The sequence below is a fragment of the Rothia endophytica genome (assembly GCF_039543885.1).
Classification (GTDB): domain Bacteria; phylum Actinomycetota; class Actinomycetes; order Actinomycetales; family Micrococcaceae; genus Rothia; species Rothia endophytica.
This window is the reverse complement of record NZ_BAABKP010000002.1, coordinates 137651-164632: the sequence shown is the minus strand read 5'-3', so window position 1 is coordinate 164632 and position 26982 is coordinate 137651. Positions and strand designations below refer to the sequence as shown.

Genomic DNA, 26982 nt, shown 5'->3' with positions numbered 1-26982 from the left:
TGTCTGTTAGCTGGCTCGGGGCTAGCGTTTAAGGGTACTAACAGACAGGGTGCCCGCTCATGAGCTAAATACTCAGTCTAATAACCTAGTGCTCGCTTGAGGGTGTCTAGGCCAACAGAACCGAGCATGAGGGCGCGGGTGTGGAAGTCCCTATCTGAGACACCGGCGGCGCGGGCATCCTCACGCAGCTGTAACCAGAGGCGCTCGCCTACCTTATAAGAGGGAGCCTGGCCGGGCCATCCCAGGTAGCGCAGGAATTCAAAACGGCGCTGGCCGTCTGACATGTCCAGGTTGGCCTCCAAGAAGCGGTAGCCGCGGTCGGCGTCCCAGATACCGGGTTCAATGCCGAGTTCCTCAACCCAGCGCTGGGGGATTTCGAAGCCGCAGTGCAGACCGATGTCAAAGACGACGCGTGCAGCGCGCAGGCGCTGGGCGTCCAGCATACCCATGCGGTCGCCGGGGTCTGCCAGATAGCCGAGTTCGTCCATGAGGCGTTCGGCATAGAGAGCCCAGCCTTCGCCGTGGCCTGAGACCCAGCAGGCTGAGGCGCGCCAGTTATTGAGGGATTCTGCCATGGCGGTTGCGGTGGCTATCTGTAGGTGGTGGCCGGGGGTGCCTTCGTGGTAGACAGTGGAGACTTCGCGCCAGGTGCCGAAGGTGTCTTCGCCTTCGGGGACTGACCACCACATGCGACCGGCTCTCTCGAAGTCGGCTGACGGGCCGGTGTAGTAGATGCCGCCTTCTTGGGTGGGGGCGATCATGCACTCGAGATTTCGCAGGGGCCCTTCGATGGTGAAGTGTTCTTTAGAGAGAAAATCCAGAGCTTCGTCGGAGAGCTTCTGCATCCAGGCTTGGAGTTCATCGGTGCCGTGCAAAGTGCGGGCGGGGTCAGCATCCAGTGCTGCCTTGGCCTCTTCGATACTGGCACCGGGCTTAATCTCTTCTGCTACTTCCTGCTGGGCTGCGATGATGTGGTCTAGCTCTTCAATGCCCCAGGCGTAGGTTTCTTCTAAATCTAGGGTAGTACCCACGAACTGGCGGGAGTAGAGGGAGTAACGCTTATGTCCTACAGCGTCTTCTTGGGGCGCTGCCGGGCGCAGGGTTTCTTGCAGATAGGTCAGCAGCTTGCCGTAGCCTGCCTTGGCGGATGCCGCGCCCTCCTTGGCATGGTCGGCGTGGGTGGGAGCTGCTTCGGCAACTTCAGCGGCTAGGGCGTCAAAGAAACCGCCGTCAGCGATGTAGGCGGTGACCTGCTCGATGGCTGTGTCGACCTGACGCACAGCGGCTACGCAGCCGCGGGTGTGTGCTTCTTCGAGGCTCTCGATATAGCCTTCGAGCGCAGAAGCGACGTTGTGTAGGCGACCTGCAATAAAGCCCCAGTCTTCTTCATTATTGCGGTTCATGAGGTCAAAGACTGAACGGATACCCTGAATGGGGGAGGCTAGGTTATTGATTTCCCAGGTTCCCAGCCCAGCCTCATGAAGCTCAAGTTCTAGGCCCAGACGCTCCTGCATGGCGTCGACGGTGACTTTATCGATGTCATCGGTGATTTCTGCCTGATTCAACTGTTCAAGGGTTTCACGGATAACAGCGATATTGGCAGCGGTGCCGGCGGGGGAGAAGTCAGCGTACTCGGTTTCCCTGCCTTTGCGCCCTTCTAGGGTAGCGCTGGCGGGGTCTAGCTCCAAACACTTTTCGTAGTAGGCATTGGCAATTTCATCGACGCGAGTTTGTGTGCGGTTGGTGGTGAAAATAGCGGGTAAATCTGGGTGAATAGTCATGAGACTTATATTACAGTTCAGATGCAGAAAAGGGCCTTCACCTTTGCCGGAGTGAAGACCCTTTTTGAAAAATTGAACTACTGGGGCCGTGCCCGCTTCCAGGAGCCCGGACCTGGTCGCAGACGGGCGCCTAGCTGCTGGGTGGTGTTCAAGCGGCGCTGCCAGTGCTCCAGTGCAGTTTCCCTATTCTGCTCTGCTTGCGCGGCAGAAGCTGCCACCACTGCGGTTAGAGCTGCCAGCTCCTCGTCGGTGGGGTTGCCTTTGACCACGCTCAGCAGGGGAGCCTCCGAAGGGGCAGTTATGCTGCCGGCCTGGCTAGCGTCATCCTGCGCGGTTACAGGGGTGGGTGCTGCTGCCGGTTTCTTACCGAAGCCCAAGAGCGAGAGGGGGTTGGGGGTTGCCATAGAGAATTAGCCTTTACAGAGGAATATTGCCATGCTTTTTGGCCGGGCTTGCTGCCCGCTTATCGTTCAAGGCACGCAGGGCGCTGACGATGCGCACACGGGTCTCTGACGGAGCGATGACCTCGTCAATATAGCCCAGCTCAGCTGCCTGGTAGGGGTTGAGCAGCTCTTCTTCATACTTGGTGATGAGCTCAGCACGGCGGGCCTCGACGTCCCCACCTTCTTCGGCAAGGGCGGCAAGCTCACGACGGTAGAGAATGTTTACCGCGCCCTGAGCGCCCATCACACCGATTTGAGCGGTGGGCCAGGCAAGGTTAATGTCTGCGCCCAGCTTCTTGGAGCCCATCACAATGTAAGCACCGCCGTAGGCCTTACGGGTAATGACAGTAACCAGGGGAACAGTAGCCTCAGCGTAGGCATAGAGCAGCTTAGCACCGCGGCGGATGATGCCGTTGAACTCCTGGTCGGTACCTGGCAAGAAACCCGGTACGTCCACAAAGGTCAGAATAGGAATGTTGAAGGCATCGCAGTTGCGTACAAAACGGGCAGCCTTCTCGGACGCGTTGATATCAAGGGTGCCAGCGAACTGCATAGGCTGGTTAGCCACGATACCAACGGTCTTACCCTCAACACGGGCGTAACCGATCATGACGTTAGGGGCGTAGAGCGCCTGCATTTCCAGGAAGTGCCCGTCATCCACAACCGCCTCAATCACCGAGCGCATGTCGTAGGGTTGGTTGGCTGAGTCGGGAATCAGCTGATCCAACTCAAGGTCATCTACGGTCGGTTCGGGGTCCTGGTCATGGTCTAGGGGCAGATTGACCGCCAGGTTGTTGGAGGGCAAAAATTCGATGAGCTCGCGCACGAAATCGAAAGCGTCCTCTTCATCCTCTGCCAGGTAAGTGGAGGTACCGGTGACCGCATTGTGCTGGCGCGCCCCACCCAGTGTCTCCATATCAATCTCTTCGCCGGTTACGGTCTTAATGACATCCGGTCCCGTGATAAACATGTGACTGGTCTTATCAACCATCACGATATAGTCCGTCAAAGCGGGGGAGTAGGCTGCACCGCCAGCTGAGGGGCCCATAATCACAGAAATCTGCGGAATGACACCTGAAGCGCGCACATTCATGCGGAAGATATCAGCGAACATGGCTAGGGACGCCACACCTTCCTGGATGCGGGCACCACCACCGTCATTGATACCAATGACCGGGCAACCGTTCTGGAGTGCGAACTTCTGCACCTTAACGATCTTCTCGCCGTTGACCTGGGACAGTGATCCGCCGTAAACCGTGAAGTCCTGAGAATAAACAGCCACCAGGCGTCCGTCAATCGTGCCGTAGCCTGAAACCAAGCCATCGCCTAGAGGGCGCTTCTTATCCATACCAAACGCTGTGGTGCGGTGGCGCGCCAGAGCATCAAACTCAACAAAAGAACCTTCATCAAGCAACATCTCAACACGCTCACGGGCGGTCTGCTTACCGCGCTCATGCTGACGATCAATCGGAGCCTGGCCGGTAGGAGCGAGAGTCTGCTCCCGGCGGGCATAAAAATCCTCAATCTTTCCTGCGGTTGTTGAAAGATCTGGCCCGTTGTCAGCCTGCTCGGTGAGATTCTCGCTCATGGTGCCTCTTCACGCTCTTGGTGTGTCTAGGTGCCCCTGGTCAGGGCATTCGTATCAACTATAGTCGTCGCCTGAGCCGAGGGTAAATTTTTTTAGGAATTTTGGGGTGTTTTCTCTAAATAAGAGGGGTAAATGTTTGGTGGACGCACCCGAAGCTGGTTTCGGGTGTGTCCACCAAATACGTGTGGGTAAGGAAAGCTACTGACCTACCTTGCCAATGACTGCGTTCCATTCGCGCACCTTGTAGCCGGTGAGAACGCCGCCGGTGCTCATGGGGTCAGCCGCAATGAGAGCGTCCAGGTGTTCCTTGTTATCGGCAACAAAAATGAGCAGAGCACCAAAAGGCTCCCCATCGGGGTAGGCGCCTGCGGCGTGCAGGTTGCCTTCTTTATGAAGTTTGGCTAGGTACTCGCGGTGGGCTGGGCGGTGCAGCGTCTGAAGATTGGCAGGCCCATAGGAATATTCAACAGCGTAGGTGGTCATAGGTTGCTCCCTAAAATATTGTGAGACTAGATTCAAGAAGTCCTGCTGTGTTACTGGGACCCGTGGGGTGTCTTTGCACCGTTTGGCGCAAGGATACCCCATCGGGTTTCCGTACATCATTGTTGTGCAAGACTGCTGAACTGAATTGCTCCCCCCAGTATCTCACCTCACAGGCTCGCCGCTAGTATTAAGAGGCAGATTAAAGAAAGGTAACCATGACTCAGCTTGACCCCAGCGCTGTTGACCTACCCGGCTTCGACCGGGTAGAAATTCTTGAGAGCATCGGCTCAACTAACGACTACGGGCGGGCCGTACTGATGGGGGATGCTGTGGCTCGGCGCAGCTGGGGCGAGCTGTCCGTCATCTCAACCGGGGACCAAAACGCCGGGCACGGGCGGTTGGACCGGGTCTGGTCAGCACCTCCGGGATCCAGCTTGGCGACAACTTTTGTGGTGCGTCCTCACGCCAACCCCCGTGTGCACATCGCCCCCGATCAGTACCACTGGCTAACCTCCCTAGCCGCACTTTCAGTCCGCGACGCACTGATGCAGGAATTTAGCCTGGTTCCCAGCATTAAGTGGCCCAACGATGTGCTGTTAGGTAACCGTAAGGTATGTGGCATCCTGGCGCAGCTAGTACTAGAACCTGAGGGCGATATCTCGGTAATTGTGGGGGTGGGGCTCAATCTCAATATGACCGCTGAGCAGCTGCCGGTCCCCACTTCAACCAGCACCTTGGTAGAGAGCGGTCAGCTAGCTGACCTGGAGCAGGTGCTTACTTCTTTAGCGACCCGGTTTGAGTATTACTACCGCGAGTTTGCGTCAGGCGGGTTTGACGCATCACAGCCCTTTGGCGGTGCCAGCCTGTTGGAGCGCCTGCGCGGTGCTCTCAGCACCATTGGTGCCCATCTCACCATTCATCTGCCGGGCGATGAGACCTTCCGCGGGGTTGGTGTTGATATCGCTGACACCGGAGAGTTGGTAGTCCGGGCTGAAAACGGTGAAGAACGCCAGTTTACGGTGGGGGATGTCGTGCACGTGCGACCCGAAGGCTATGGCTCCTAGTCTCCCTGGTTGCCTGAAGCAAACATTCAGGTTTAAGCACTACACTCTACAACGATGAAAATTAGAGGTGAGCTCATCCCTGGCGAATATGCTCTAGCGGCAACCCGGTCCCACGGGGTGCTACTTTTGCGCCCCCTTGGTTGGGCACTGGGATCGATGGTGGCGTGGAGCTTTTCCTCAGCGCTTGGAACTGATTCCCGCTGGATCAGTTATTTAGCGCTCGCGCTGGCACTTGGACTGCTTTACCGGGCTGTTAAGAGTGGACTGCGCTGGTGGTTAACCAGCTATGTTCTCACCAGCCACCGCCTTTTAGTGCGTACCGGTATGAAATCTTCTACCGACGTATCAATTCCCCTTGAGATCATTGAGGGTGCTAACCTGAAACGGCTTACACTGATGGGAATAGTGGATGCCGCGCCCATAGTAGTGCGGGTAAGAGGGCAACAGTATATTTTGAAGGCCGTGCCCGATGCTGCCCGTTTCTCGCACGAAATAAGGCAGGCGCAGATGAATGTGCTTGCTATTGGTAAGGGTCGCCCCCAGGGCAACTGATGCCTAGCTTTTCTTAAAAATTGAGAAATGAGATGTGGGCAGGGTTAAGATGGAAGAATGCGCCACAGACTGCGACCAGTCGTAGTCCAGCTCACAAAAGAGTATTCTGGATGTAGACCGTCACCCACCGGTGCCCGTCTGATAACCGCAAACACCAGAGACAGCGAAAGCGAGAGACTCCGTGGAGAAGCCAGCAAACGGCATCGGCTCTGAAGCCGGTACCGAACGCTACAGGAGCAAGCGCCGCAGGCACCGGGTGCAGGGTCAGCTTTACCGCAGCGACGAAGCCCGAGAGGGTGTTTTGGAGCTTGAGCGGGCTTTGCTGGGCGATAACCGCAGTCTCACCCGCGCCGAAGTCGCTGCTGAAGCTGACGTATCGCTCCTGACGGCGCGTAAAATCTGGCGTTCGTTGGGTATCCCCAACCTTAAAGACGACGATGCCTTTTTCACGCATATGGACAGTGAAGCTCTGACCACCATTAGCAATATGGTGCGCGAAGGCAAGCTCACTGAGGACGCCTCCCTTTCAATTACACGATCCGTTGGTCAGATGATGGACCGCATGGTGGTCTGGCAGGTGGAAACTCTGGTTGAAGATATGGTCATTAACCGGGGAATTACTGATGCGGAAGCTCGAGCCGAGTTACTCCACCTCCTCCCTAAACTTCTCGACGATTTAGAACTCATCACCGTCTACGGCTACCGCCGCATGATGAACTCTGCAATCCTGCGTCTAGCTCTGCGCGATGAACAGGACGATGCTGATTTATCTGAAACTGCTTTACCGCTTGCCCGAGGCGTGGGCTTTGTTGACCTAGTTTCCTACACCTCCCTATCTCGTGAGATGAACGAGAAATCTTTAGCGCGTTTGGTCAAGCATTTTGAGCAACGGTGCGCAGAGGTCATCGCAGTAGGTGGCGGCCGCATTATTAAAACGGTGGGGGACGAGGTCATGTACCTGGTAGAGTCACCCGAGGACGGAGCACGCATTGCGCTGACCCTATCTAAACTAATAAGTGAAGATTCACAGCTGCCCGAAGCTCGCGTGGCCTTTGTGTGGGGGCGGGTGCTTCCCCGCCTCGGTGATATTTACGGCCCCACCGTCAACCTGGCGTCACGGCTCGTGGCTCTCACCGAACCCGGCGTCGTGCTCACCGACAGCTCAACGGCTGATGCGTTAGAGGGCGATGAACGATTTGTGCTGATTCCGCAGGGCGTGCGTAACGTGCGCGGCTTTGGCAACGTCAGGCCCGTGGCCATCACCCCGGGAATTGGTAACGAACTGGAGATTGAATTCGAATGAGCACGGCAGAACGCCTGACTGTTTACACTGGCACCGCCACTGACGTTGGGCAGCACAGGGACAACAATGAAGACTCACTGACTGTTGCAGGTACCCTCTGCGTCGTGGCAGACGGTATGGGTGGGCACGAAGCTGGTGAGGTCGCCTCACGTCTGTGCACTCGCACCCTGGCTTACTCTCAAATGTTTACCCGCCCCGGGGGTATGACAGAAGAAGAGGAAACCGAATTTCAGCAGGCTTTAGAGGCTGAAATTCAGCAGAAAACTGAGGAGCCTCAAACTAATCGTCGCTTGCGCCGCCGCAAGGACACCTCGGTGCTCAACCAGCAGATTCTTAAAACTATCGAGAACATCAAGGGCGTTATCTCTGAGGCTGATGAAGCCATCAAAAATACTTTGGGCCTGCGTGCCGGCACCACGTTGACCGGTGCCTGGCTAACTCATATTGGTGAGCAGCAGATGTGGTTCATCTTTAACGTTGGCGACTCGCGCACCTACCGGTTGCTTCGGAGTGAAGACGTAGAGACCGAGGAAGCTCTATCAATCTCTAATGGCCCCATTGAGGGTCTTCGGTTGGAGCAAGTCACGGTTGATCACTCTGAGGTGCAGTATCTAGTAGATACCGGTCAGATTACCGCACTAGAGGCGCTGACCCACCCTCGCCGCAACGTCATCACCCGTGCTCTGGGTACCGGCAACTATTGGGAACCTGACTTTTGGGTTATTCCGGCTAAGCCGGGTGACCGCCTCATGATGTGCTCAGATGGTTTGTCCGGCGAGCTTTCCCACAACTATATGGCGCGTGTTCTAGCGACCGTTGAGCACCCTCAGGACGCTGCGGATGTGCTACAGATGGCAGCCCTGCGCGCAGGAGGTAGGGACAATATCACCGTGGTGGTGGCAGATGCCATCACCGAAAGTGATGCCAAGGTCAGGGCTGAAGAGCTCAAGGAGCTGACCCACACCGATGCCCACAAGATTGCCGCCCGTATCGAAGAATTCGACTATGAGCACACCACTGATACCGAAGAGGAACAGTTCCACCCCGAACGCGAACTGCACCGCGGTATTAACGGCTAGCACCTTTTCTCTATGGTAGTCCAGGACGCCGCACCCCTACCCGGGGTGCGGCGCCCTTTTCCTTAGCTAATCCGCTTTTAGGGCACGCATTTTCAGGGCACAATAGAGGGGTGAGCGATATGAAGAACCTACCCGGTGTAGAAGAAGAGACCGTGCACGGCATTGACCGCGACCTGCTAGAAAGCCAGGGGGTGTCAGCTGAACTTAAAGAAGAATATGCGCAGCTGGTAGACCGTGTGCGCGAAGCTAGGCAACAGTATTATATGGACGACGCTCCGGCGCTGTCAGATGCTGAGTATGACCAGCTCTACCGGCAGTTGGAAGGTTTGGAGGCTAAGCACCCCGAACTGATCGCCAATGATTCTCCCACTCAGGAGGTCGGTGGAGAGGCGTCCAGCGCTTTTGCACCAGTACAGCACCTAGCACGTATGTACTCACTTGAGGACGTCTTCTCGCTGGATGAGCTTGGAGCCTGGCTCGACCGCGCCGAGACGAACGCCGAGCAGATGACAGGTGCGCGCCCCACCTGGCTGACTGAGCTCAAGATTGACGGGCTGGCAGTTAATCTGCTCTACCGTGATGGGGTTTTGGTGCGTGCTGCCACGCGAGGTGATGGCACTATCGGCGAAGATGTCACCCACAACGTTCTGACTATTAAGAGCATCCCCACCCAGCTGACCGGTAGCCAACACCCTGCTGAGATTGAGGTTCGCGGGGAGATTTTCATATCGTCTAAAGATTTCAAAGCACTCAACGAGAGCATGGTAGAGCAGGGTAAAGCCCCCTTCGCCAACCCCCGCAACGCAGCTGCCGGTTCTCTGCGTCAGAAGGACGCCACGCTGACTGCCCAGCGCCCTTTGAGCATGTTTGTGCACGGTATCGGTGCTCAGAGCGGTCTGTCTATTAGCAATCAGTATGAGACCTATGAGCAACTACACCAATGGGGGCTACCGGTCAGCCCTTACTCACGGTTGTTGAATAGCCGTGAGGAGATCCTGGAGTTCATTGCCACATATGGGGAGCAGCGCCACTCCTTGATTCATGAAATCGATGGCATTGTTATCAAGGTCAATGATTTTGATACTCAGGCACGTCTGGGTTACACCTCCCGAGTTCCACGATGGGCAGTGGCCTACAAGTACCCACCCGAAGAGGTTCACACCAAACTTCTAGATATTTTGGTGAACGTGGGCAGGACCGGTCGAGTAACTCCCTTTGGCATGATGGAGCCTGTGAAGGTGGCAGGCTCTACCGTTGAGATGGCCACACTGCATAATCAGGAAGTTGTTAAGGCTAAGGGTGTCTTGATTGGCGACACAGTGGTATTGCGGAAGGCTGGGGACGTCATCCCCGAGATTGTTGGCCCTGTAGTTGCCCTGCGTGATGGCAGCGAGCGGGAGTTTGTGATGCCTACTCTCTGCCCCTCCTGTGGGGAGCCTCTTGCTCCTGCTAAAGAGGGGGATGTTGATATCAGGTGTCTCAACGCTCGTTCCTGCCCATCCCAGCTCAAAGAGAGGGTAAACCATCTGGCTGGGCGTGGTGCCTTTGATATTGAAGCACTGGGTTATGAGGCAGCTCGGGCACTCACCAGCCCAGCGGAGCCAGAGGTCCCCCCACTCACGAGTGAAGCCTTCTTATTTGATCTCACCCCTCACGATCTGGCGGATGTGAAAATCGAGAGGGAGAAGACCCTGCGCGGTGTCACACAGATGGTGCGCGAACCCTATTTCTATAGCAAAGGTACCGCTAAGAAACCCAGTGCACCGAAGGCGAACACACTCAAGCTCTTCGAACAGCTGGAAAAGGCTAAACAGCAACCGCTCTGGCGTGTGCTGGTTGCTCTATCGATCCGCCACGTTGGGCCTACCGCAGCTCGGGCACTTGCCACAGAGTTTGGGTCTATGGACGCTATCCGTGCAGCTAGCGAGGAACGCCTCTCTAATGTCGATGGCGTAGGAGCGATTATTGCCCGCTCGCTCATTGAATGGTTCGAGGAGGACTGGCACCGCGAAATAGTCGATCGTTGGGCTGCTGCCGGGGTGCGCATGGAAGATGAGCGCGATGAGTCTATCCAACGGACACTTGAGGGACTGACCGTAGTCGTCACCGGCTCTCTTGAAGGCTTCACCCGTGACAGCGCTAAAGAGGCCATTATCCTGCGGGGCGGGCGAGCCTCGGGTTCTGTCTCAAAGAAGACAGATTATCTTGTAGCAGGAGCCGCTGCAGGTTCAAAGCTAGATAAGGCTGAAAGCCTGGGGGTCAAGGTGCTAGATGAGGCAGGATTTGAGGCTTTGCTGGCAGGAGACCTATCTTAAACGATGGCAGAGATGTGATTTACGATACCAAATCGTGATTTTGTGGGGGTGCTTGGGTTGCATGTCAGCCCGAGCACCCCTGAAATTCAGGGGTTTCACTCTCAAAAATGGGTCTTGTAAAGACCCCCGCTCTATTTTCGTTACCAAATTGTGACTTTCTGATCTGCTGTGAGGGGGAAAGTTTAAAAAGTTTTGAGAGATTTGAAACTGGATTTAAACCCCAAGAACAGCTCGTCGGAGAGTTAGCTCCAAGTGTCTATCTGCTTCGATAAAGCCCGTCAAATCAGCGGGCAATGCGGTGTGAACCCTGGGGCAAACGGTGCAGGAGGGTTCCGTTGTGAGGGTTTTGTTAGTACAGGGCTAGTGATGGCTTAAAGGTGTTTCATCTCAAAAAGGGGTTGGCATGGCCCTAATCGTTACGTTATCGTTATCAACGAATCGAAAACGCCTTCACTCTGAAGGCTTTATAGTTCGCGGTGGAAGCCGCGAACACATGCTGGGTTATACCGCACACCTGATATCGTCTACAGGGTATAACCTTCACAAGATCCACTCAACATCTTGGGTAGACGGTAACGCACAGACGCCCAGGGATGGGAAGAGCGTAAGGTGGCCTTCGGAGCATATACATGACTTCCAACATTCGTCGTAACGCAGCAGCACTTGCCCTCGGTGGCGCAGCAGCAGTAGCTACTCTGGCAGCTCCCGCAACCTCAGCAAACGCAGCTCCCCTCGAAGCTTGGGATGCACTGGCACAGTGCGAGTCCGGTGGTAACTGGTCAATCAATACCGGCAACGGCTACTACGGTGGCCTGCAGTTCTCACAGTCCTCATGGATTGCAGCAGGTGGCTCAGGCTCACCCGCAGGTGCTTCAAAGGCTGAGCAGATCCGCGTAGCTGAGAACCTCCTGCAGATGCAGGGCTGGGGCGCATGGCCTTCATGCACCGCTCAGCTTGGTCTTTCCGCTTACGGTACCTCTAGCGCACCCGCAAATCTTGCCCCCCAGTCAGACCAGGTTGCAGAAATTGCAGCACCTGCTGTAGTTGAAGCAGCACCTGCTGTAGTTGAAGCAGCACCCGTTGCAGAAGCTCCTGTAGCTGCAGTAGCTGAAGCACCCGTTGCAGAAGCTCCTGTAGCTGCAGTAGCTGAAGCACCCGTTGCTAACACCTACACCGTTGTCGCTGGCGATACCCTTTCAGAAATCGCTTACGCTCACGGCTTCAGCAGCTGGGATGCCCTTCTGGCAGCTAACTCAGAACTGATTACCAACGCTAACGTTATCGAAATCGGCTGGGAACTGACCATCCCCGCCCAGTAAGGTCTTTATCAAGAGGCTTTAGCGTCTATAGCGCATCACAAGGTGCCCGCGTACCCCCAGGGGAGCGCGGGCACCTTTTTGTTTACCTCTTACTATTTGTCTTTCTGCGGATGGACAGAGTCTGGCCATCCGCCCCGGTGGTGGGCGCCCGGGGGCAGTGCGGTAAACTAAGAGACTGAAACCTATGTCTACCTCGTGGAAGTGATTATGTCTGCCATTACGAGTGAGCAGGTGGCGCACCTGGCCATGCTGGCTCATATTGAGATGACCGAAGAAGAGCTTGCTTCGATGGCAGCTGAACTTGATGTCATCGTTGACTCTGTGAAGTCAGTGTCCGATGCGGTATCAGCTGATATCCCCGCAACGTCGCACCCCATCCCCCTGCAGAATGTCTTCCGTGAGGACGTTGTGGGTGAAACTCTCACCGCTGAAGAAGCGCTCTCGGGAGCACCCGATGCCGAAGACGGCAAGTTCAAGGTGCCGGCTATTTTGGACGAAGACTAAGGAGCGGGCATGAACAATATGTTGACACTTACCGCAGCAGAAATTGCTGAAAAGCTTACCGCAGGGGAGCTAACCTCTGTAGAGGTAACCCAGGCTTTTATTGACCGTATTATCGCTACGGATGGCGAGGCACTGGATGCCGACAACCGGGCTGCCGGGAAGAACGGCGTCAACGCTTACCTGCACCTGAATGCTGAAGAAGCGCTGGCTGTAGCAAAGAGCGTGGACGAAGACCGAGCTGCCGGTAAGGAACTGCCGGCTCTGGCGGGCGTCCCCATTGCTGTCAAGGACCTCATCGTCACTAAGGGCCAGCCCACCACAGCCGCTTCCCGCATGCTTGAGGGCTGGATGAGCCCTTACGATGGCACCGTTACCCAGAAGGTCCGCGAAGCGCGCATGCCGATTCTGGGCAAGACCAACCTGGACGAGTTCGCAATGGGATCGACCACCGAGCACTCAGCCTTTGGTGTGACCCGTAACCCCTGGTCGCTGGATCGCACTCCCGGTGGCTCCTCCGGCGGTACCCTAGCAGCACTCGCGGCCTTCCAGGCACCCCTAGCGCTAGGCACCGATACCGGTGGTTCGGTGCGGCAGCCCGCAGCTTTCACCGGCACTGTGGGTATGAAGCCCACCTACGGCTCAATTTCGCGGTACGGTGTGATTGCTATGGCATCATCACTCGATCAGGTGGGCCCCTGCGCCCGCACCGTGCTCGATACCGCCCTGCTGCACGAAGTTATTGCCGGGCACGACCCGAAGGACTCCACTTCACTGCAGACTCCTGTAGGCTCCTTTGCTGATGCTGCCCGTGCTGGTGCGGCTGAGGGCGGGCTTCAGGGGCTGCGCGTAGGCGTTATTAAGGAATTGAGTGGCGAAGGCTTCCAGCCCGGCGTCCTGGCTCGTTTTAATGAGTCTCTTGAACTGCTCAAGAGCGCTGGTGCTGAAATCGTTGAAGTATCCCTGCCCTCTGTCAAGGAAGCCATTGGTGCCTACTACCTGATTATGTCTTCTGAGGTTTCTTCAAACCTCGCTAAGTATGATGGCGTGCGCTTCGGTCTACGCAAGCTGCCTGAAGAAGGCAACGTCACTATCGAGCGCGTCATGGGCGCCTCACGTGCCGCCGGTTTCGGTGCAGAGGCTAAGCGCCGTATCATCTTGGGCACCTACGCGCTCTCAGCAGGCTACTACGACGCCTACTACGGTTCGGCCCAGAAGGTGCGTACCCTCATTCAGCGTGACTACGCTAAGGCATTTGAGGTTGCGGACGTACTGGTTTCGCCGACCGCTCCCACCACCGCCTACAAGCTGGGTGAGAAGACCAAGGGTGACCCTATGGCTATGTACATGGGCGATATCGCCACCGTGCCGACCAACCTGGCTGGCGTGCCCTCTATTTCTCTGCCCGGTGGCCTCGCTGATGAAGACGGTCTACCCGTTGGTATCCAGTTCACCGCCCCCGCCCATGAGGACGAGCGCCTCTACCGCGCCGGCGCTGGGCTTGAAGCTCTGCTGACCGAAAAGTGGGGTGGCCCTCTGCACCAGCAGATGCCTGACCTTGAAACCTTGATTCGTGACTTCAACTTTGAGGGAGCTAAGTAAATGACTGACGACATTCTGTCCTTTGAAGAAGCCATGGAAAAGTACGACCCTGTACTCGGCTTTGAGGTGCACGTAGAGCTCAACACCGCTACCAAGATGTTTGACGCTGCCCCCAACACCTTTGGCGACGAGGCAAACACCAACATTACCCCGGTCTCCCTGGGCCTGCCGGGTGTTCTACCGGTGGTCAATGGTAAGGCAGTGGAGTCTGCTATCAAGCTGGGTCTAGCATTGGGCTGTGACATCGCCCCGGTCTCTCACTTTGCGCGTAAAAACTACTTCTACCCCGATACCCCCAAGAACTTCCAAACCTCTCAGTTTGATGAACCTATCGCTGAGAACGGCTCTATCGATATTGAGCTTGAAGACGGTACCGTCTTCACCATCGATATCGAGCGCGCTCACATGGAAGAGGACGCCGGTAAGCTGACCCACAAGGGCGGCGCCGCTGGACGCATCCAGGGCGCTGACTTCTCGCTGGTGGACTACAACCGTTCCGGTGTGCCCCTCATCGAAATCGTTACCCGCCCCATTGTGGGTGCAGGGGAACGCTCTCCTGAGCTGGCTCGTGCCTACGTAGCGGCCATCCGCGAAATCGTTAAGAACCTGGGTATCTCGGACGCCCGTATGGAACGCGGTAACGTGCGCTGTGATGCCAACGTTTCACTGATGCCCAAGGGCACCACCGAATTCGGAACCCGTTCAGAGACCAAGAACGTTAACTCCCTGCGCTCAGTCGAACGTGCCGTACGCTACGAGATTCAGCGTCATGCTGCCGTACTAGAAGCTGGCGAGAAGGTGGTGCAGGAAACCCGCCACTGGCACGAGGATACCCGCTCCACCACCTCGGGTCGTCCTAAGTCTGACGCGGATGACTACCGCTACTTCCCTGAGCCGGACCTAGTGCCCGTGGTAACCGATGCCGAGTGGATTGAGCGTTTGCGCGCCGAACTGCCCGAGCCTCCCGCTGAGCGCCGCCGCCGTCTCAAGGCTGACTGGGGTTTCTCCGATGAGGAGTTCCGCGACGTGGTCAACGCCGGTGCAATGGACGTCATCGAAGAGACCATTGCAGCTGGTGCCCCCGCTGCTGTGGCGCGTAAGTGGTGGATGGGTGAAATCGCTCGCATCGCTAAGGAACGTGAAGTCGAACTGACTGACACCGGTGCGACTGCTCAGACCGTCCTTGAGCTCAATAAGCTCATTGAAGCCAAGAAGATTAATGACAAGATTGCCCGCCAGGTGCTGGGTTTTGTCATTGACGGTGAGGGTGAGCCCGCTGAAATTGTTGAGAAGCGTAGCTTGGCAGTTGTGTCTGACGACGGTGCGCTAACCACCGCTATCGATGAAGCTTTGGCTGCTATGCCCGATGTTGCCGATAAGATCCGTGCCGGTAAGGTGCAGGCTGCCGGCGCTATCGTCGGCCAGGTCATGAAGGCAACCCGCGGTCAGGCTGATGCCGGACGCGTGCGTGAGCTCATCCTTGAAAAGCTGGGAGTAGAGGGCTAACCCACCCTCCTTGAAAAGAGCAGGGCGCAGGATCTTCTTCCTGTGACCCTGCTTTTTCTTTTAAACTAATAGGCGCCCGTGCAGTAATGGACGGGCGCCTACACTCGCACTACCGGGGTGTGCTGAGAGGGGCACACTCCTCAGGAGGCAGGAGTGATTGAGTGAAATAAAAAGAGCAGGGGATATAAGCGTTGGTTGTTGATAGCCCCTGCTGCTGAGAAAGCACTCAATACTTTTTATGCCCGAATATTTTAAATGTATCTATTTTTTATCGGACAGATGAGATAGCAAAAACGCGTAGTCCCAGGCAATGTCGCGCCAGGCGGTGTACCGCCCTGAGCCTCCACCATGCCCGCCATCCATTTCCGTCTTGAGCAGCGGAACCGGTGAATCTGAAGAGATAATTTCACGCAGTTTAGCTACCCATTTCGCAGGCTCAACATACAACACACGTGTGTCATTAAGAGAGGTGACTGCGGCTATCGCCGGGTAGGCAGTAGCTCGGATGTTTTCGTAAGGGCTGTAAGACTTCATATAGTCGTAAACTTCACGGTTTTCGATGGGGTTACCCCATTCTTCCCATTCCAAAGCAGAGAGCGGAAGCTCTGGGTCGAGGATGGTAGTAAGGGCGTCCACGAAGGGAACCTGGGCTAGGCAGGCTTTGTACTTCTGCGGCGCCATATTCAATACGGCCCCCATGAGCAGACCGCCGGCAGAACCACCCATAATACCTATCCGTTGTTCGTCCACCCAGGGGAGTGAGGCGAGAAAGTCGGTGGAATCAATGAAATCTGTGAAGGTGTTCTTCTTGGTTAGTTTCTTGCCTTCGGTGTACCAGGACCGGCCCATCTCGCCACCGCCGCGGATATGAGCAATCACAAATACAGCGCCGCGGTCGAGGACGCTCAGGCGGGCTACAGAGAAGTAAGGATCCATTGAAGCTTCATAGGAACCATAACCGTACTGAATCACGGGGTGCGGTTGTGTCCTATCCATATCAGCTAGGTGCATGACAGAAAGAGGAACCATGGCGCCGTCGGCAGCTGGCGCCCACATGCGGTAAGCGGTGTACTGATCACGCTCGTAGCCCAGAACCGGTGTTTCCCGGCGTAGCACCAGCTCATCGGTATCAGGGAAGTAGTCATAGACACTGCTGGGCGTGAGGAAGGAGGTGTAGTTGAGGCGAATCACCGGGGACATAATGTTCATCCCTGAACAGGAGGAGGTGTAGAGCTCCTCACTAAAGCCGCCGGGCTGAGTAAACTCGATACCGCGGGGGTTGCCTACGGCGAGCTGATGTGACAGTGAGCTGCGGGGTGCAACAAAGACCTTAACCGTGGTGTTCTCCCGCGCCATGACCGCAAGGTGGTTGCGCGAGAAGCTAACGCTCTCGATGCGTACATCGTCGCGGTGCGGCATAAGAGCCACCCAATCAGCCCGCAGACGCTCAAAGGGTACATAGGCCTCGGGGAGAGGGGCTATGACGATTTCTGAGTTGGGCGCATCAAAGTCATGGGTGAGCACCAGGTAGGCTCTTCCATCGACATCGATGATGTCGGTGCTGTACTCAATCCTTTGCTCCCTGCTAATAATCAGCGTGGGCTCTACCTCGCCTAACTCGTGAATATTGACCACGCGGGTTTCAGTGTACTCAGAGTTACCGGAGGTCAACACCACGTGGGTACGGGAGGACGACATCCCCGCTCCCAGCCACATGCCCTGATCCTCTTCGGTATAGAGAGCAATGTCATCAGCCGGGCTACTTCCCACTCGATGAGCACGAATCTGATAGGGGCGCCAGGAATCATCGGCTACAGCATAGATAAGGTGGTTAGCGCCCGAGGCAAAGAAAGCTCCGGCGAAGATATCTTCAATCTTTTCATCCAGCATCTGGCCGGTTTCAAGGTTTTTAAAGTGCTGGGTGTAGCGCTCATCGCCGGTGTCATCGACCCCAAAGGTCAGCAGTCGTCCGTCGCGAGTAACCTGGAAGGAACCTAGTGAGAAGAAAGGTAGGTCTCGGGCAAACTCGTTGCAGTCCAGCACCACTTCTTCACCCTCAAGCGGCTGACCGGGCACCACCTGCGGTGGTGTATAACGCTCAACAACGCTGCCTTCTGTTAAGGCAGGAACCCGGCACATAATGGGGTACTGCTCGCCGGCCACCGTCCGATTGAAATACCACCAAGCACCCCTGCGGGAGGGAACGGACATATCCGTTTGCTGAGTGCGGCCTTTAATCTCTTCAAAAATAGCGTCGCGCAGCGGCTGCTGATCAGCGGTAACCCCATCGGTGTAAGCATTCTCTGCTGCGAGATGGGCAAGCACCTCTTCGCTCTCTTTATCACGCATCCATTCGTAGTAATCAATGAAAGTATCGCCATGATGAGTGCGCTCGCTGGCGATGCGCGGGGGACGGGGTGGGGTGAGCGTCATGAGATGCCTTTCTGATGGTTTCTTCTCCAGTCTAGTGGAGAGAGGTTTCCCCATAAGAGCAGGAGCGCGCTCCTAGTCCGTGCGTGGTCTTAATCCAAACTGTGTAAGAGTGAAAGTTACACCTGCGTAACTTTTGCAACAAATGAAACATGCTGACATCTTGCGGTGCTTTCTTGACGCCATCAAACCCGCTAAGGAAGACTAACAACAGGTCAAGAGCGCCAGCACTAAGCCTCAGCTAGCTGGCCGGCAACCCTCCACCTGCGGTGGGGTGCCCTGAGTGAAGACCTGACACATCCCAGACGGGCATGTGTAAGCGCGGGACCGATGTGCCTTCTCCTTTGGTGCATCACCTTCCGGTAGACCGGGAGTTACGGCATGCGGCCCCACCTTGCGAGATATTTTCCTCACTAGAGACTGGAGCTACCAACATGACGACCTCACAGAACATCCCTACTCCCAGCAAGCCTGCCGGCTGGAAATTTGAGACCCAGCAAATTCACGCTGGTCAAGAACCTGACCCTGTCACCGGTGCACGAGCTTTGCCGATTTATCAGACCACCTCTTTTGTCTTCAAGGATTCACAGCAGGCGGCTAACCGTTTTGCTCTCTCTGAGCTGGGCCCCATCTATACCCGTATTAATAACCCCACCCAAGAAGCGGTAGAAAACCGTATCGCGGCCCTAGAAGGCGGAGTGGGAGCGCTGCTGCTCGCATCTGGTCAGGCAGCTAATACTTTCTCGGTTCTTAACATTGCCGGGGCAGGGGATCACATCGTTGCCTCGCCCTCTCTTTACGGCGGTACCTACAACCTCTTCAAATACACCCTGGCGAATTTAGGCATTGAAACCACTTTCGTTGATGACCCTGCAGACCCCGACAGCTGGCGCGCTGCTGCTCGCCCTAACACCAAAGCTTTCTTTGGGGAGACCCTACCCAACCCCCGCGGGGACGTGCTGGATATTGAACCCATTGCAGAAGTAGCTCACAGCGTGGGTGTTCCCCTTATCGTGGATAACACCGTAGCAACACCTTATCTGCTGAACCCCATCAAGCACGGTGCTGATGTTGTGGTGCACTCTGCGACCAAATATCTAGGGGGCCACGGAACCTCTGTGGGTGGTGTCATCGTGGACGCAGGCACCTTCGACTACGGCGCTTACCCCGAAAAATACCCCCTCTTCAATCAGCCTGATGAGAGCTATCACGGCCTGGTCTACGCCCGCGACCTGGGTAAAGACGGCGCCTTTGGCGTCAACCTCTCTTACATTTTGAAAGCCCGCGTGTCCCTGCTCCGTGACCTGGGAGCATCAATTTCTCCGACCAATGCCTTTAACATAGCGATCGGGATCGAGACCCTCTCACTCCGCATGGAGCGACACGTGCAGAACGCCGCTGCAGTTGCCCGCTTCTTATCCGAGCATCCCGCAGTTGAATCGGTAGTTTACTCGGGTTTGGAAAGTTCACCCTACTACGGGCTGTCTCAGAAATACCTATCCCGTGGCGCCGGTGCAGTCCTGGGTTTCACTCTCAAGGACGCGGATGCTCCTACCGCCCAAAAATTTGTAGATGCGCTGTCCTTACACTCCCTCCTGGTCAACATTGGCGACGTGCGCAGCCTGGTAGTACACCCGGCGTCCACCACGCACAGCCAATCAACGCCAGATGAGCTAGCCGCCATCGGCATCAATCCCGCCTTTATTCGCCTCTCGGTGGGTATTGAGCATATCGATGATATTTTGGCTGACCTCGAACTGGGCTTCGACGCACTTTAAAGTACGAAAGGTAAATCGATGACGATTAAAACCTCGACCACTGATACCGCTGCTGGCACCCGTGAGGACGGCGTACTTAAGTACGCCCCGATCGGCGACCTAGCCCTTGAAAACGGTGAAACTCTGCCCGATGTCGTCATTGGCTATGAAACCTGGGGAACCCTCAATGAAGCCGGCGATAATGCGGTGTTGATTCTGCACGCGCTGACCGGTGACACCCACGTCTCTGCTGGTCGCGCGGCTTCGGATGCTCCGGCAGAAGTGCGGGCGGCAGCTGAAGCAGGTGGTTGGTGGCCTACCGCTGTGGGCCCAGGGCGAGTCATCGATACCGATAAGTACTTTGTGGTGTCCCCCAATATGGTGGGGGGGTGCTACGGCTCAACAGGACCGGCTTCCCCCTCACCCCTTTCCATAGATCCTGAAGGCAAACCCTGGGGCTCCCGCTTCCCAGCTGTTACCATTCGGGACAGCGTCCACGCCGAGAAGGTACTGGCTGATCAGCTGGGCATTACGTCTTTTCACCACGTGGTGGGCGGCTCACTGGGTGGAGCGCGCGCCATTGAATGGGCGGTGACTTACCCCTCCCTGGTGCGGTCGGTAGCTGTGCTGGCTTCGGGTTCGGCAGCTACAGCCGAACAAATTGCCTGGGGGCACATGCAGAATCTAGCGATACGCCAGGACCCCAACTTTGCCGGCGGCGATTACTACGACGGCCCCGCTCCTGATACCGGGCTGGCCCTTGCCCGACGTATCGCGCACACCACCTACCGTTCGGCGGCTGAACTGCACTTCCGGTTTGGGCGCGACGAACAGCCGGGCCACGAGGTACTTGCCCCCAAGTACAGTGAGCGCGGCCGCTACCAGGTGGAAAACTACCTGGATTACCATGGGCAGAAGTTGACCGCGCGTTTTGACGCCAACTCCTACCTAGCGATCAACGAGGCGCTACTGAGCCACGATGTGGCACGTGGTCGCAGCAATCTTGAGAAAGCGCTGGCTCTTTCCACCTGCCGATGGACGCTTGCCTACGTTGACTCGGACCGCCTCTTCTTCCCATCCGACACCCAGATTATTGCTGCCTCCCTGCCGCAGCCGGTGGAGCCCGCCGTGATCCATTCACCCTGTGGACATGACGGTTTTCTGATTGAACACCGCCAGCTGGAGCGTATTCTGCTGCAGAGTTTTGAGGCGCAGGACGCCGCAGACGGGCAGAAGACTCGCTCAGCCGGCCGCGCCTACCCACACAAGTATTTGAGGGTGGTCGCCTAACTATAATGCTCGGCAAAAGCCCGGGGAAGCTATGTTAGGTTGGAAAAAACACCCCGCCCAAAGGAAAACTTATGTCCCAGTACCTGGTTGATTTTTCAAATGCCGAGCCAGCACGGGCAGGCACCCACCTGGTGGTGCTCTTGCACGGTTATGGTTCTCACGAACGAGACCTTACCGGGCTGATCCCTTACCTTCCATCCGATGAGGTAACCTACGCGTCCCTACGTGCCCCTCAACCGGTAGGGTATGCCCTCCCCGCAGACGCTGAGAGCGCTTATGCTGGCCAAGCTGCCATGGGCTACCAGTGGTGGCCGCTGAATGCTCAGCTAGAAACGGTTGGCTTTCGAGCCATCGAGCTGGCGACCGACTATGTACTGGACTGGCTAGAACCCCTAGCTGCTGACCACAAGAGCGTTACCCTGCTGGGCTTCTCCCAGGGCATGGCCGTGGCGACATCCGTGGCCCGCCGCCGTCCTGAGCTTATTACTGCGGTGGTAGGGCTTTCTGGCTACGCAGTAGATGGCGGTTCTGATTACTTTAGGGACGCCGAGCTCACCGGGAATCAGAAACTACAACTTTTCTGGGGGAGGGGAGACTCAGACCCCGTCATCACCGCAGAGAAGATTGAATTCACCCAGCAGTGGGCGGGGAAGTATACCCGGGTGGAGCAAGAGCTTTACCCCGGCTTAGCCCACGGCATCGCTGCTCAGGAGTTGACTCATATTTCGGCTTATTTGAGTGAAAAGGTGCTGGGTTAGTCCCTTTCTACCTGCACTGCCATACCATTGAGCTCCACGACATCCCCGGGGTGGAGCTGTTTACCGCGCTGTTCACAGATTTCATCGTTGACCTTGACCAAGCCATCCTGAATGACAATGCGGGCGTGGGTGCCATTTTCTACCAGGTTAGCCAGTTTCAAGAACTGACCTAGACGGATTATCTCGTCACGAATAAAAACAGGTTCAATGTTGCTCATACCCCATACTTTACCGCCCCATACGCCCCGGTGTGTGCGGTAGGCTGGTAGGTGCACGCCTCCACAGATGAGCGTGCATTTTTTGCAAATCCAAGCACGCCACAACCGGTGGCGCAGGCTCATAGGAGTATCCAACACATGGCAGCGAAGTCCACGCTCGATAACGTCATCTCACTCGCGAAGCGCCGCGGGTTCGTCTTCCAGGCAGGTGAAATCTACGGCGGTTCCCGCTCAGCCTGGGACTACGGCCCCCTGGGCGCAGAGCTCAAAGAGAACATCCGTCAGCAGTGGTGGCAGACCTTTGTCCGCGGACGCGAAGACATGGTGGGTCTGGATTCCTCCATTATCCTGCCTAAGGCAGTGTGGGAGGCTTCCGGGCACGTAGCAACCTTCACCGACCCCCTGGTGGAGTGCCTCTCCTGCCACTCACGCCACCGCCAGGACCACCTGATTGAAGCCTTTGAAGCCAAGAAGGGCCGCGCACCTGAAAACGGAATGGACGATATCGTCTGCCCTAAGTGCGGCAATAAGGGCCAGTGGACCGAACCGCAGAACTTCTCAGGTCTCATGAAGACCTTCTTGGGCCCGGTGGATAATGAAGAGGGCCTACACTTTATGCGCCCCGAGACCGCTCAGGGTATCTTCGTGAACTTCAACAACGTGGTGACTGCCTCCCGCAAGCGCCCGCCTTTCGGCATCGGTCAAATCGGCAAGGCTTTCCGCAACGAAATCACCCCCGGTAACTTCATCTTCCGCACCCGTGAGTTCGAACAGATGGAAATCGAGTACTTTGTGCACCCCGACGATGCACCCAAGTACTACGACCAGTGGATTGAAGACTGCTGGAACTGGTTCATTGACCTGGGTATCAACCCCGATAATATGCGCAAGTTTGACGTCCCCGACGACGACCGCGCCCACTACTCAGCTGGCACCATGGACCTTGAATACCGCTTCGGTTTCCAGGGCGGCGAATGGGGCGAGCTGATGGGCGTTGCCAACCGCACTAACTATGACTTGGGCGTGCACAATGAGCACTCCAATGCCAAGCTCGAATACTTTGACCAGGGCACGGGCGAACGCTACGTTCCCTACGTCATCGAGCCTTCCTTCGGTTTGACCCGCGCGATGATGGCTTTCCTGGTGGATGCTTATGTCGAGGATGAAGCACCCAACACTAAGGGTGGCGTGGATAAGCGCACCGTGCTGAAGCTGGACCCGCGTCTGGCTCCCGTCAAGGCTGCCGTTCTACCCCTGTCCAAGAAGGAAGACCTGGTTCCTTCAGCCAAGAAGCTGGCCAACGAACTGCGCCGCAATTGGAACATCGACTACGATGACGCCGGTGCAATCGGCCGCCGCTACCGCCGCCAGGACGAAATCGGCACCCCCTTCTGCATCACGGTGGACTTCGACACCCTCGAAGACCAGGCAGTTACCATCCGTGAGCGCGATACCATGGCTCAGGAACGTGTTACTCTCGATCAGGTCACCGCCTACTTGGCAGCTAAGCTAGCTGGCTAAAGAGTAGATAACCTCACATAAAACTCACGAGGGTGCGCTTCACGTCAGCTACAAGGAGCTGACGTGAAGCGCATCTTTTGTTCATTAACCTCAGTGGTTTTGTGCATGAGGGGAAGGGGGCTTGAACTAGGGTAGTTGGTCGTAGTGACCCTCTGCTTGCAGAGATTCAGGCTCAATCTGGAAGGTTGAATGCCTGATACTGACCTCGAAGTGTTCAGCAACGCAGGTCTGTAACCGTTTGAGGGTTTCGACGGCGCACCCATCGGTTAAGCAGTCATCCTTAACGACCACATGGGCGGTTAATATCGGTAGGTCTGAGGAGATTTGGCTGGCATGCAAATCGTGCACAGCCACCACGTGGGGAAGAGTCTCTAGATGCCGGCGCACGTCTTCAACGTCCAGTCCCCGCGGTGCCGATTCTAGGAGTACGCTCACTGTTTCTTTTAGCAGCTTGAGGGTTCGGGGCACGATCAGCAGACCTATGAGAATGGCGGCAAGGGCGTCAGCCTGAAGCCAGCCGGTCAGCGCGATTATTATTGCTCCAGCGATGACCGCAACTGATCCCAGGGCATCATTGAGCACCTCCAAGAAAGCCGCGCGCATATTAAAGTTGCGGCGATCCCCGCCCAGTAAAATCAGCATCATTACCACATTGACGGCTAGGCCGAGTGTGCCAAAGACTAGCAGCTCTCTGGTGGCTAGGGGCTGGGGATCAAAAAAGCGCTGTACTGCTTCAACCACCACAAAAGCCCCGACCCCCAGTAGCATCGCTGCTTGAACCATCGCGGCCAGCACTTCAAGGCGCTTGAGCCCCCAGGTGCGTCGAGCGGACGGCGGGCGAGCAGCCAGATGAGCCACGATGAGGGCAACGGTGACCCCGATAGCGTCGGTGGCAACGTGAACGGTGTCAAAAAGTAAAGCCAGCGAGCCGGTAACCCAGGCACCCACCAACTGGATGATAAAAAGTGACCAGGCAATGAGAACAACTGCTAACAGCTTCCGAGTGTTAACACCGGCAAAGTAATCATGAGAATGCTCAGAGCCATGCTGGTGGGAATGTGAATGCGCTGCCATAATTTCTCCCTTTTTCTTGCGTCTAACCTTTAAAGAAAAACTACCCCGGTGAGACCGGGATAGCAAACGGTGAGCTGAGAGAAAGGGCAGGGGAAGTGTTTGCCCCAGGGGCTACCCGAGCAGACTTATATGGCGACGTGAGTTTCTGATAGCTGCAGGTACCCATTCACGCTGCGAGCCGCCTCCCAATCCTTTCTAATGACAGCCTTGAGAAGGGCGTCATGGAAGGTGCCATCAATGCAGAGCGCCTCGCGGCGGCGCCCTTCGGGTACAAAGCCGCAGGAGGTGTAGACGTGGCGGGCACGAGCATTGAAATCGTAGACTTCAAGCTCAATACGGTTAAGGCCCAGGTGTTCAAAACCGTAGTCCACCATCAGCTTGGTAGCCTCAGTGCCGTAGCCTTTATTCTGCCCGGCCTTGCCGATAGCGATGCGGTAGTTGACCGAGAGGTTGTTGGGATCGTACTCGTTGAACACGACTTCCCCCACATACTGATCTAATTCAGGTATATAAATCGCCAGGTCAAGACGATTCTGCTTTTCGTTGCGGCGGCCGTACCACTCACGGGTACGCGCCTCATCGAAGGAGTGGGTCTCGGTGATACGAGAATGTGCGGTGCCGGTCTTGATGAGTACGTCAGGCTCCTGCAAGATACCAATCATCGCGTCAATGGCACGGTCATCGAGGGGGCGAAGTTCAACTTTAGAACCGCGCAAAATGGGTTTTGTCACAAGAGGTGAGGTCATGACACCAATCTATAGAGAAGGTAAGAAATGCTGGGAACAACCATCATTCTAAGCGGTAGCCGGTAGGTAAAGACAAGTTGAAACTTTCTCGGTTCGCGGTGGGCGTTCAGGGGCAGTGTTGCTGCTCTCTGCACCAGCGCTGGGGCGTCCGCTAGAGTAGGTGAGTACCCCACAATGAGAGACCGGAAGGCACCCGTGAACGACTACATCTACCGCCCCTGGCAGCCTGGCGATGACCTCGAACTTTTGCAGTACTGGAACGACCCCGAAAACCACCAGGTAGCTGCATTCCGCTCGTCCTTCGCTGAGAGTAGCAATGAGCCTTTCATCCGCACTATCGTTGCTGAGCATCAGGGTGTTCCTGTGGGGGCCGGTGTTATTTATGAGACCTCGCTGCATACTCAACGTCTCTGGGCGTATGTAGAGGTTGCCCCCGACCACCGCCGTAAGGGTGTCGGGTCTGCCCTGTTGCAGCATCTCAAAGATGCCGCGCAGCAGGCGCCCAGCGGCGTGACTGCCCTGCGCAGCAAGACCGTGCTGGAATCAGCAGGTCTTGCCTTCGCCGAACATCACGGTTTCAGCATATTGCAGCGCTCTCGCATGGTGCGGGTAGAAGCCGGCGGTGTGCCAGCGGTGCCCCTGCATCAGGACGAGTCGGAGCGCCTTACACAGTCCATTGAGGACATTGCTACTGGCTCGGTGGAACTGACGCAGTGTTTTTGGGAGTTTTATACAGCAGTTCATGCTTGGGACCCTCCTGCCCAGACCTCAGTTGGACGCGTGAACCGTCTCTTCCTTTCCGATGAAGCAGAAGCCCTGGGTGCGGTCGTCCTGCGTGATGACGTACTACGCGCTCAGCGGGAAGGCAAAAAGGGCTTGATCAGTGCCTTTGCCATTAGCTACCGCCCACTAGCAGTAGATGCCGGTCAGATGAAGCTGGCGGAGGATGATGCGACCGATGTCACCATTGGTTACCGCCCCGGTCACCCGGCCGCGCGTGAGGCGATTCTTCAGCTCCTTTCGGTGATGGTAGGGCAGTATGCTGTGAATATCGAGGTGGATGACTCTATGGAGGATTTAGCGGTGATGATTGACCAGCTCATCTCTATGGGCTCTGCGTCGGTGACGAGCACCTCCCTAGTAATTGCTGATAGCTAAAACTAAGAGAGTCTTTCTTTCCATGGATGATGTACGCGTAGAGCGTGTACTGCGGGCTGTTGAGTGCATCCCCTGCGGTTCAGTGGCTACCTATGGAGACATTGGGGACGTAACAGGGGAGTCTGCCCGTGTGATTGGGCGAGTACTGGCTCTTTGGGGGTCAAATGTGCCCTGGTGGCGCGTCTGTAATAGCAAGGGTGAGATTCCCGGTCACAGCGCAGAAGCTCTTGAGCTTTGGTTGGCTGATAAGTTGCCAGTCAAAGCTCAGGGGTCACTAAAATTAGTGGACTGCAGGGTAAACGTTGCAGAGCTGAAAGACCAGGTCGCGACGGTGTTTGATGGTCTTGAGGGCAATTCATGAGGGGTAAAGAAAGCGCCGTCCTCCATGCCTGAATGGAAGGACGGCGCCGGAATCTTCAAAAGAGTCCTCTAATACAATACATGTTTTTAGACCCTAATCCCAGTTTATTATCTGTTCTGGCATGTCAGAAGTA

23 protein-coding genes and 1 riboswitch are annotated in these 26982 nt (G+C 56.2%); of the genes, 15 read left to right on the top strand and 8 right to left on the bottom strand.

What is annotated here, in order from left to right; all coding sequences use genetic code 11:
• Positions 1-77: 77 nt before the first annotated feature.
• The 4 genes from ABD982_RS07235 to ABD982_RS07220 all read right to left on the bottom strand — a co-directional run bounded on the left by ABD982_RS07235 (position 78) and on the right by ABD982_RS07220 (position 4295).
• A complete protein-coding gene (locus ABD982_RS07235; RefSeq protein ID WP_345446057.1) occupies positions 78-1781 on the bottom strand; it encodes a DUF885 domain-containing protein in 1704 nt (567 codons plus the stop codon).
• 77 nt (positions 1782-1858) lie between these two features.
• Positions 1859-2185, bottom strand: coding sequence for an acyl-CoA carboxylase epsilon subunit (locus tag ABD982_RS07230; protein ID WP_345446055.1), 327 nt, complete (start codon positions 2183-2185; stop codon positions 1859-1861).
• A 13-nt stretch (positions 2186-2198) separates the two neighbouring features.
• Positions 2199-3812: an acyl-CoA carboxylase subunit beta gene (locus tag ABD982_RS07225; RefSeq protein WP_251380739.1), complete on the bottom strand. Its 1614-nt coding sequence runs from the start codon at positions 3810-3812 to the stop codon at positions 2199-2201.
• Between the two features lie 198 nt (positions 3813-4010).
• Positions 4011-4295, bottom strand: a complete 285-nt coding sequence (locus ABD982_RS07220) for a YciI family protein (protein WP_345446051.1) — start codon at positions 4293-4295, stop codon at positions 4011-4013.
• Between the two features lie 215 nt (positions 4296-4510).
• Here ABD982_RS07220 and ABD982_RS07215 point away from each other — a divergent pair, with 215 nt between their 5' ends.
• The 9 genes from ABD982_RS07215 to gatB all read left to right on the top strand — a co-directional run bounded on the left by ABD982_RS07215 (position 4511) and on the right by gatB (position 15536).
• The gene (locus ABD982_RS07215) at positions 4511-5359 is read left to right on the top strand and encodes a biotin--[acetyl-CoA-carboxylase] ligase (protein ID WP_345446049.1); all 849 of its coding nucleotides are present in this window, start codon (positions 4511-4513) and stop codon (positions 5357-5359) included.
• Positions 5360-5413: 54 nt separating this feature from the next.
• A complete protein-coding gene (locus ABD982_RS07210) occupies positions 5414-5911 on the top strand; it encodes a PH domain-containing protein (RefSeq protein ID WP_345446047.1) in 498 nt (165 codons plus the stop codon).
• A gap of 181 nt (positions 5912-6092) precedes the next feature.
• Positions 6093-7214, top strand: a complete 1122-nt coding sequence (locus ABD982_RS07205) for an adenylate/guanylate cyclase domain-containing protein (RefSeq protein WP_345446045.1) — start codon at positions 6093-6095, stop codon at positions 7212-7214.
• A complete protein-coding gene (locus ABD982_RS07200; protein ID WP_345446043.1) occupies positions 7211-8293 on the top strand; it encodes a PP2C family protein-serine/threonine phosphatase in 1083 nt (360 codons plus the stop codon). The genes ABD982_RS07205 and ABD982_RS07200 overlap by 4 nt, the downstream gene beginning before the upstream one ends.
• Before the next feature lie 119 nt (positions 8294-8412).
• Positions 8413-10608 (top strand): NAD-dependent DNA ligase LigA, encoded by a 2196-nt coding sequence (gene ligA, locus ABD982_RS07195; RefSeq protein WP_345446042.1) that lies wholly within the window; start codon positions 8413-8415, stop codon positions 10606-10608.
• A 629-nt stretch (positions 10609-11237) separates the two neighbouring features.
• Complete coding sequence (locus ABD982_RS07190) at positions 11238-11927, top strand: transglycosylase family protein (RefSeq protein WP_345446041.1); 690 nt, start codon at positions 11238-11240, stop codon at positions 11925-11927.
• 207 nt (positions 11928-12134) lie between these two features.
• Positions 12135-12431 carry an Asp-tRNA(Asn)/Glu-tRNA(Gln) amidotransferase subunit GatC gene (gatC, locus tag ABD982_RS07185; protein WP_251380745.1) on the top strand — a complete coding sequence of 99 codons (297 nt, stop codon included), beginning with the start codon at positions 12135-12137 and terminating at the stop codon, positions 12429-12431.
• A gap of 9 nt (positions 12432-12440) precedes the next feature.
• Positions 12441-14030 (top strand): Asp-tRNA(Asn)/Glu-tRNA(Gln) amidotransferase subunit GatA, encoded by a 1590-nt coding sequence (gene gatA, locus ABD982_RS07180; RefSeq protein WP_345446039.1) that lies wholly within the window; start codon positions 12441-12443, stop codon positions 14028-14030.
• Positions 14031-15536, top strand: coding sequence for an Asp-tRNA(Asn)/Glu-tRNA(Gln) amidotransferase subunit GatB (gene gatB, locus ABD982_RS07175; protein ID WP_345446037.1), 1506 nt, complete (start codon positions 14031-14033; stop codon positions 15534-15536). It abuts the gene before it with no gap.
• A gap of 261 nt (positions 15537-15797) precedes the next feature.
• Here the strand turns inward: gatB and ABD982_RS07170 are convergent, their stop codons facing one another.
• Positions 15798-17969, bottom strand: a complete 2172-nt coding sequence (locus ABD982_RS07170) for a S9 family peptidase (protein ID WP_345446035.1) — start codon at positions 17967-17969, stop codon at positions 15798-15800.
• Between the two features lie 210 nt (positions 17970-18179).
• Positions 18180-18294, top strand: a riboswitch (SAM riboswitch).
• Between the two features lie 106 nt (positions 18295-18400).
• Here ABD982_RS07170 and ABD982_RS07165 point away from each other — a divergent pair.
• From ABD982_RS07165 to ABD982_RS07155, 3 genes are all read left to right on the top strand, one after another.
• Complete coding sequence (locus ABD982_RS07165; protein WP_345446033.1) at positions 18401-19744, top strand: O-acetylhomoserine aminocarboxypropyltransferase/cysteine synthase family protein; 1344 nt, start codon at positions 18401-18403, stop codon at positions 19742-19744.
• An 18-nt stretch (positions 19745-19762) separates the two neighbouring features.
• Positions 19763-21013, top strand: coding sequence for a homoserine O-acetyltransferase MetX (gene metX, locus ABD982_RS07160; RefSeq protein WP_345446031.1), 1251 nt, complete (start codon positions 19763-19765; stop codon positions 21011-21013).
• Between the two features lie 71 nt (positions 21014-21084).
• A complete protein-coding gene (locus ABD982_RS07155) occupies positions 21085-21771 on the top strand; it encodes an alpha/beta hydrolase (RefSeq protein WP_345446029.1) in 687 nt (228 codons plus the stop codon).
• Here ABD982_RS07155 and ABD982_RS07150 read toward each other — a convergent pair.
• Positions 21768-21989: an RNA-binding S4 domain-containing protein gene (locus ABD982_RS07150; protein WP_345446027.1), complete on the bottom strand. Its 222-nt coding sequence runs from the start codon at positions 21987-21989 to the stop codon at positions 21768-21770. The genes ABD982_RS07155 and ABD982_RS07150 overlap by 4 nt on opposite strands.
• Positions 21990-22127: 138 nt before the next feature.
• Between ABD982_RS07150 and ABD982_RS07145 the strand changes: the two genes are divergently transcribed.
• Entirely contained in the window at positions 22128-23510 is a 1383-nt protein-coding gene (locus ABD982_RS07145) for a glycine--tRNA ligase (protein ID WP_345446025.1), read from the top strand.
• A gap of 126 nt (positions 23511-23636) precedes the next feature.
• Here ABD982_RS07145 and ABD982_RS07140 read toward each other — a convergent pair whose 3' ends face one another.
• Both ABD982_RS07140 and ABD982_RS07135 read right to left on the bottom strand, forming a co-directional pair.
• On the bottom strand, positions 23637-24584 hold the full coding sequence (locus ABD982_RS07140) for a cation diffusion facilitator family transporter (protein WP_345446023.1): 948 nt from the start codon (positions 24582-24584) through the stop codon (positions 23637-23639).
• Positions 24585-24709: 125 nt separating this feature from the next.
• A complete protein-coding gene (locus ABD982_RS07135; protein ID WP_345446021.1) occupies positions 24710-25330 on the bottom strand; it encodes a GNAT family N-acetyltransferase in 621 nt (206 codons plus the stop codon).
• 195 nt (positions 25331-25525) lie between these two features.
• Here ABD982_RS07135 and ABD982_RS07130 point away from each other — a divergent pair, with 195 nt between their 5' ends.
• Positions 25526-26488, top strand: a complete 963-nt coding sequence (locus ABD982_RS07130; protein ID WP_345446019.1) for a GNAT family N-acetyltransferase — start codon at positions 25526-25528, stop codon at positions 26486-26488.
• 22 nt (positions 26489-26510) lie between these two features.
• The gene (locus tag ABD982_RS07125; RefSeq protein ID WP_237203411.1) at positions 26511-26849 is read left to right on the top strand and encodes an MGMT family protein; all 339 of its coding nucleotides are present in this window, start codon (positions 26511-26513) and stop codon (positions 26847-26849) included.
• The last annotated feature ends 133 nt before the right edge of the window (positions 26850-26982 follow it).

Coding starts and splice junctions, on each gene's coding strand:
- metX (WP_345446031.1), top strand. CDS start 19,763: ATGACGATTAAAACCTCGACCACTGATACCGCTGCTGGCACCCGTGAG.
- ABD982_RS07225 (WP_251380739.1), bottom strand. CDS start 3,812: ATGAGCGAGAATCTCACCGAGCAGGCTGACAACGGGCCAGATCTTTCA.
- ABD982_RS07165 (WP_345446033.1), top strand. CDS start 18,401: ATGACGACCTCACAGAACATCCCTACTCCCAGCAAGCCTGCCGGCTGG.
- gatB (WP_345446037.1), top strand. CDS start 14,031: ATGACTGACGACATTCTGTCCTTTGAAGAAGCCATGGAAAAGTACGAC.
- ABD982_RS07145 (WP_345446025.1), top strand. CDS start 22,128: ATGGCAGCGAAGTCCACGCTCGATAACGTCATCTCACTCGCGAAGCGC.
- ABD982_RS07125 (WP_237203411.1), top strand. CDS start 26,511: ATGGATGATGTACGCGTAGAGCGTGTACTGCGGGCTGTTGAGTGCATC.
- gatC (WP_251380745.1), top strand. CDS start 12,135: ATGTCTGCCATTACGAGTGAGCAGGTGGCGCACCTGGCCATGCTGGCT.
- ABD982_RS07220 (WP_345446051.1), bottom strand. CDS start 4,295: ATGACCACCTACGCTGTTGAATATTCCTATGGGCCTGCCAATCTTCAG.
- ABD982_RS07210 (WP_345446047.1), top strand. CDS start 5,414: ATGAAAATTAGAGGTGAGCTCATCCCTGGCGAATATGCTCTAGCGGCA.
- ABD982_RS07235 (WP_345446057.1), bottom strand. CDS start 1,781: ATGACTATTCACCCAGATTTACCCGCTATTTTCACCACCAACCGCACA.
- ABD982_RS07150 (WP_345446027.1), bottom strand. CDS start 21,989: ATGAGCAACATTGAACCTGTTTTTATTCGTGACGAGATAATCCGTCTA.
- gatA (WP_345446039.1), top strand. CDS start 12,441: ATGAACAATATGTTGACACTTACCGCAGCAGAAATTGCTGAAAAGCTT.
- ABD982_RS07200 (WP_345446043.1), top strand. CDS start 7,211: ATGAGCACGGCAGAACGCCTGACTGTTTACACTGGCACCGCCACTGAC.
- ABD982_RS07230 (WP_345446055.1), bottom strand. CDS start 2,185: ATGGCAACCCCCAACCCCCTCTCGCTCTTGGGCTTCGGTAAGAAACCG.
- ABD982_RS07155 (WP_345446029.1), top strand. CDS start 21,085: ATGTCCCAGTACCTGGTTGATTTTTCAAATGCCGAGCCAGCACGGGCA.
- ABD982_RS07190 (WP_345446041.1), top strand. CDS start 11,238: ATGACTTCCAACATTCGTCGTAACGCAGCAGCACTTGCCCTCGGTGGC.
- ABD982_RS07170 (WP_345446035.1), bottom strand. CDS start 17,969: ATGACGCTCACCCCACCCCGTCCCCCGCGCATCGCCAGCGAGCGCACT.
- ligA (WP_345446042.1), top strand. CDS start 8,413: ATGAAGAACCTACCCGGTGTAGAAGAAGAGACCGTGCACGGCATTGAC.
- ABD982_RS07140 (WP_345446023.1), bottom strand. CDS start 24,584: ATGGCAGCGCATTCACATTCCCACCAGCATGGCTCTGAGCATTCTCAT.
- ABD982_RS07215 (WP_345446049.1), top strand. CDS start 4,511: ATGACTCAGCTTGACCCCAGCGCTGTTGACCTACCCGGCTTCGACCGG.
- ABD982_RS07135 (WP_345446021.1), bottom strand. CDS start 25,330: ATGACCTCACCTCTTGTGACAAAACCCATTTTGCGCGGTTCTAAAGTT.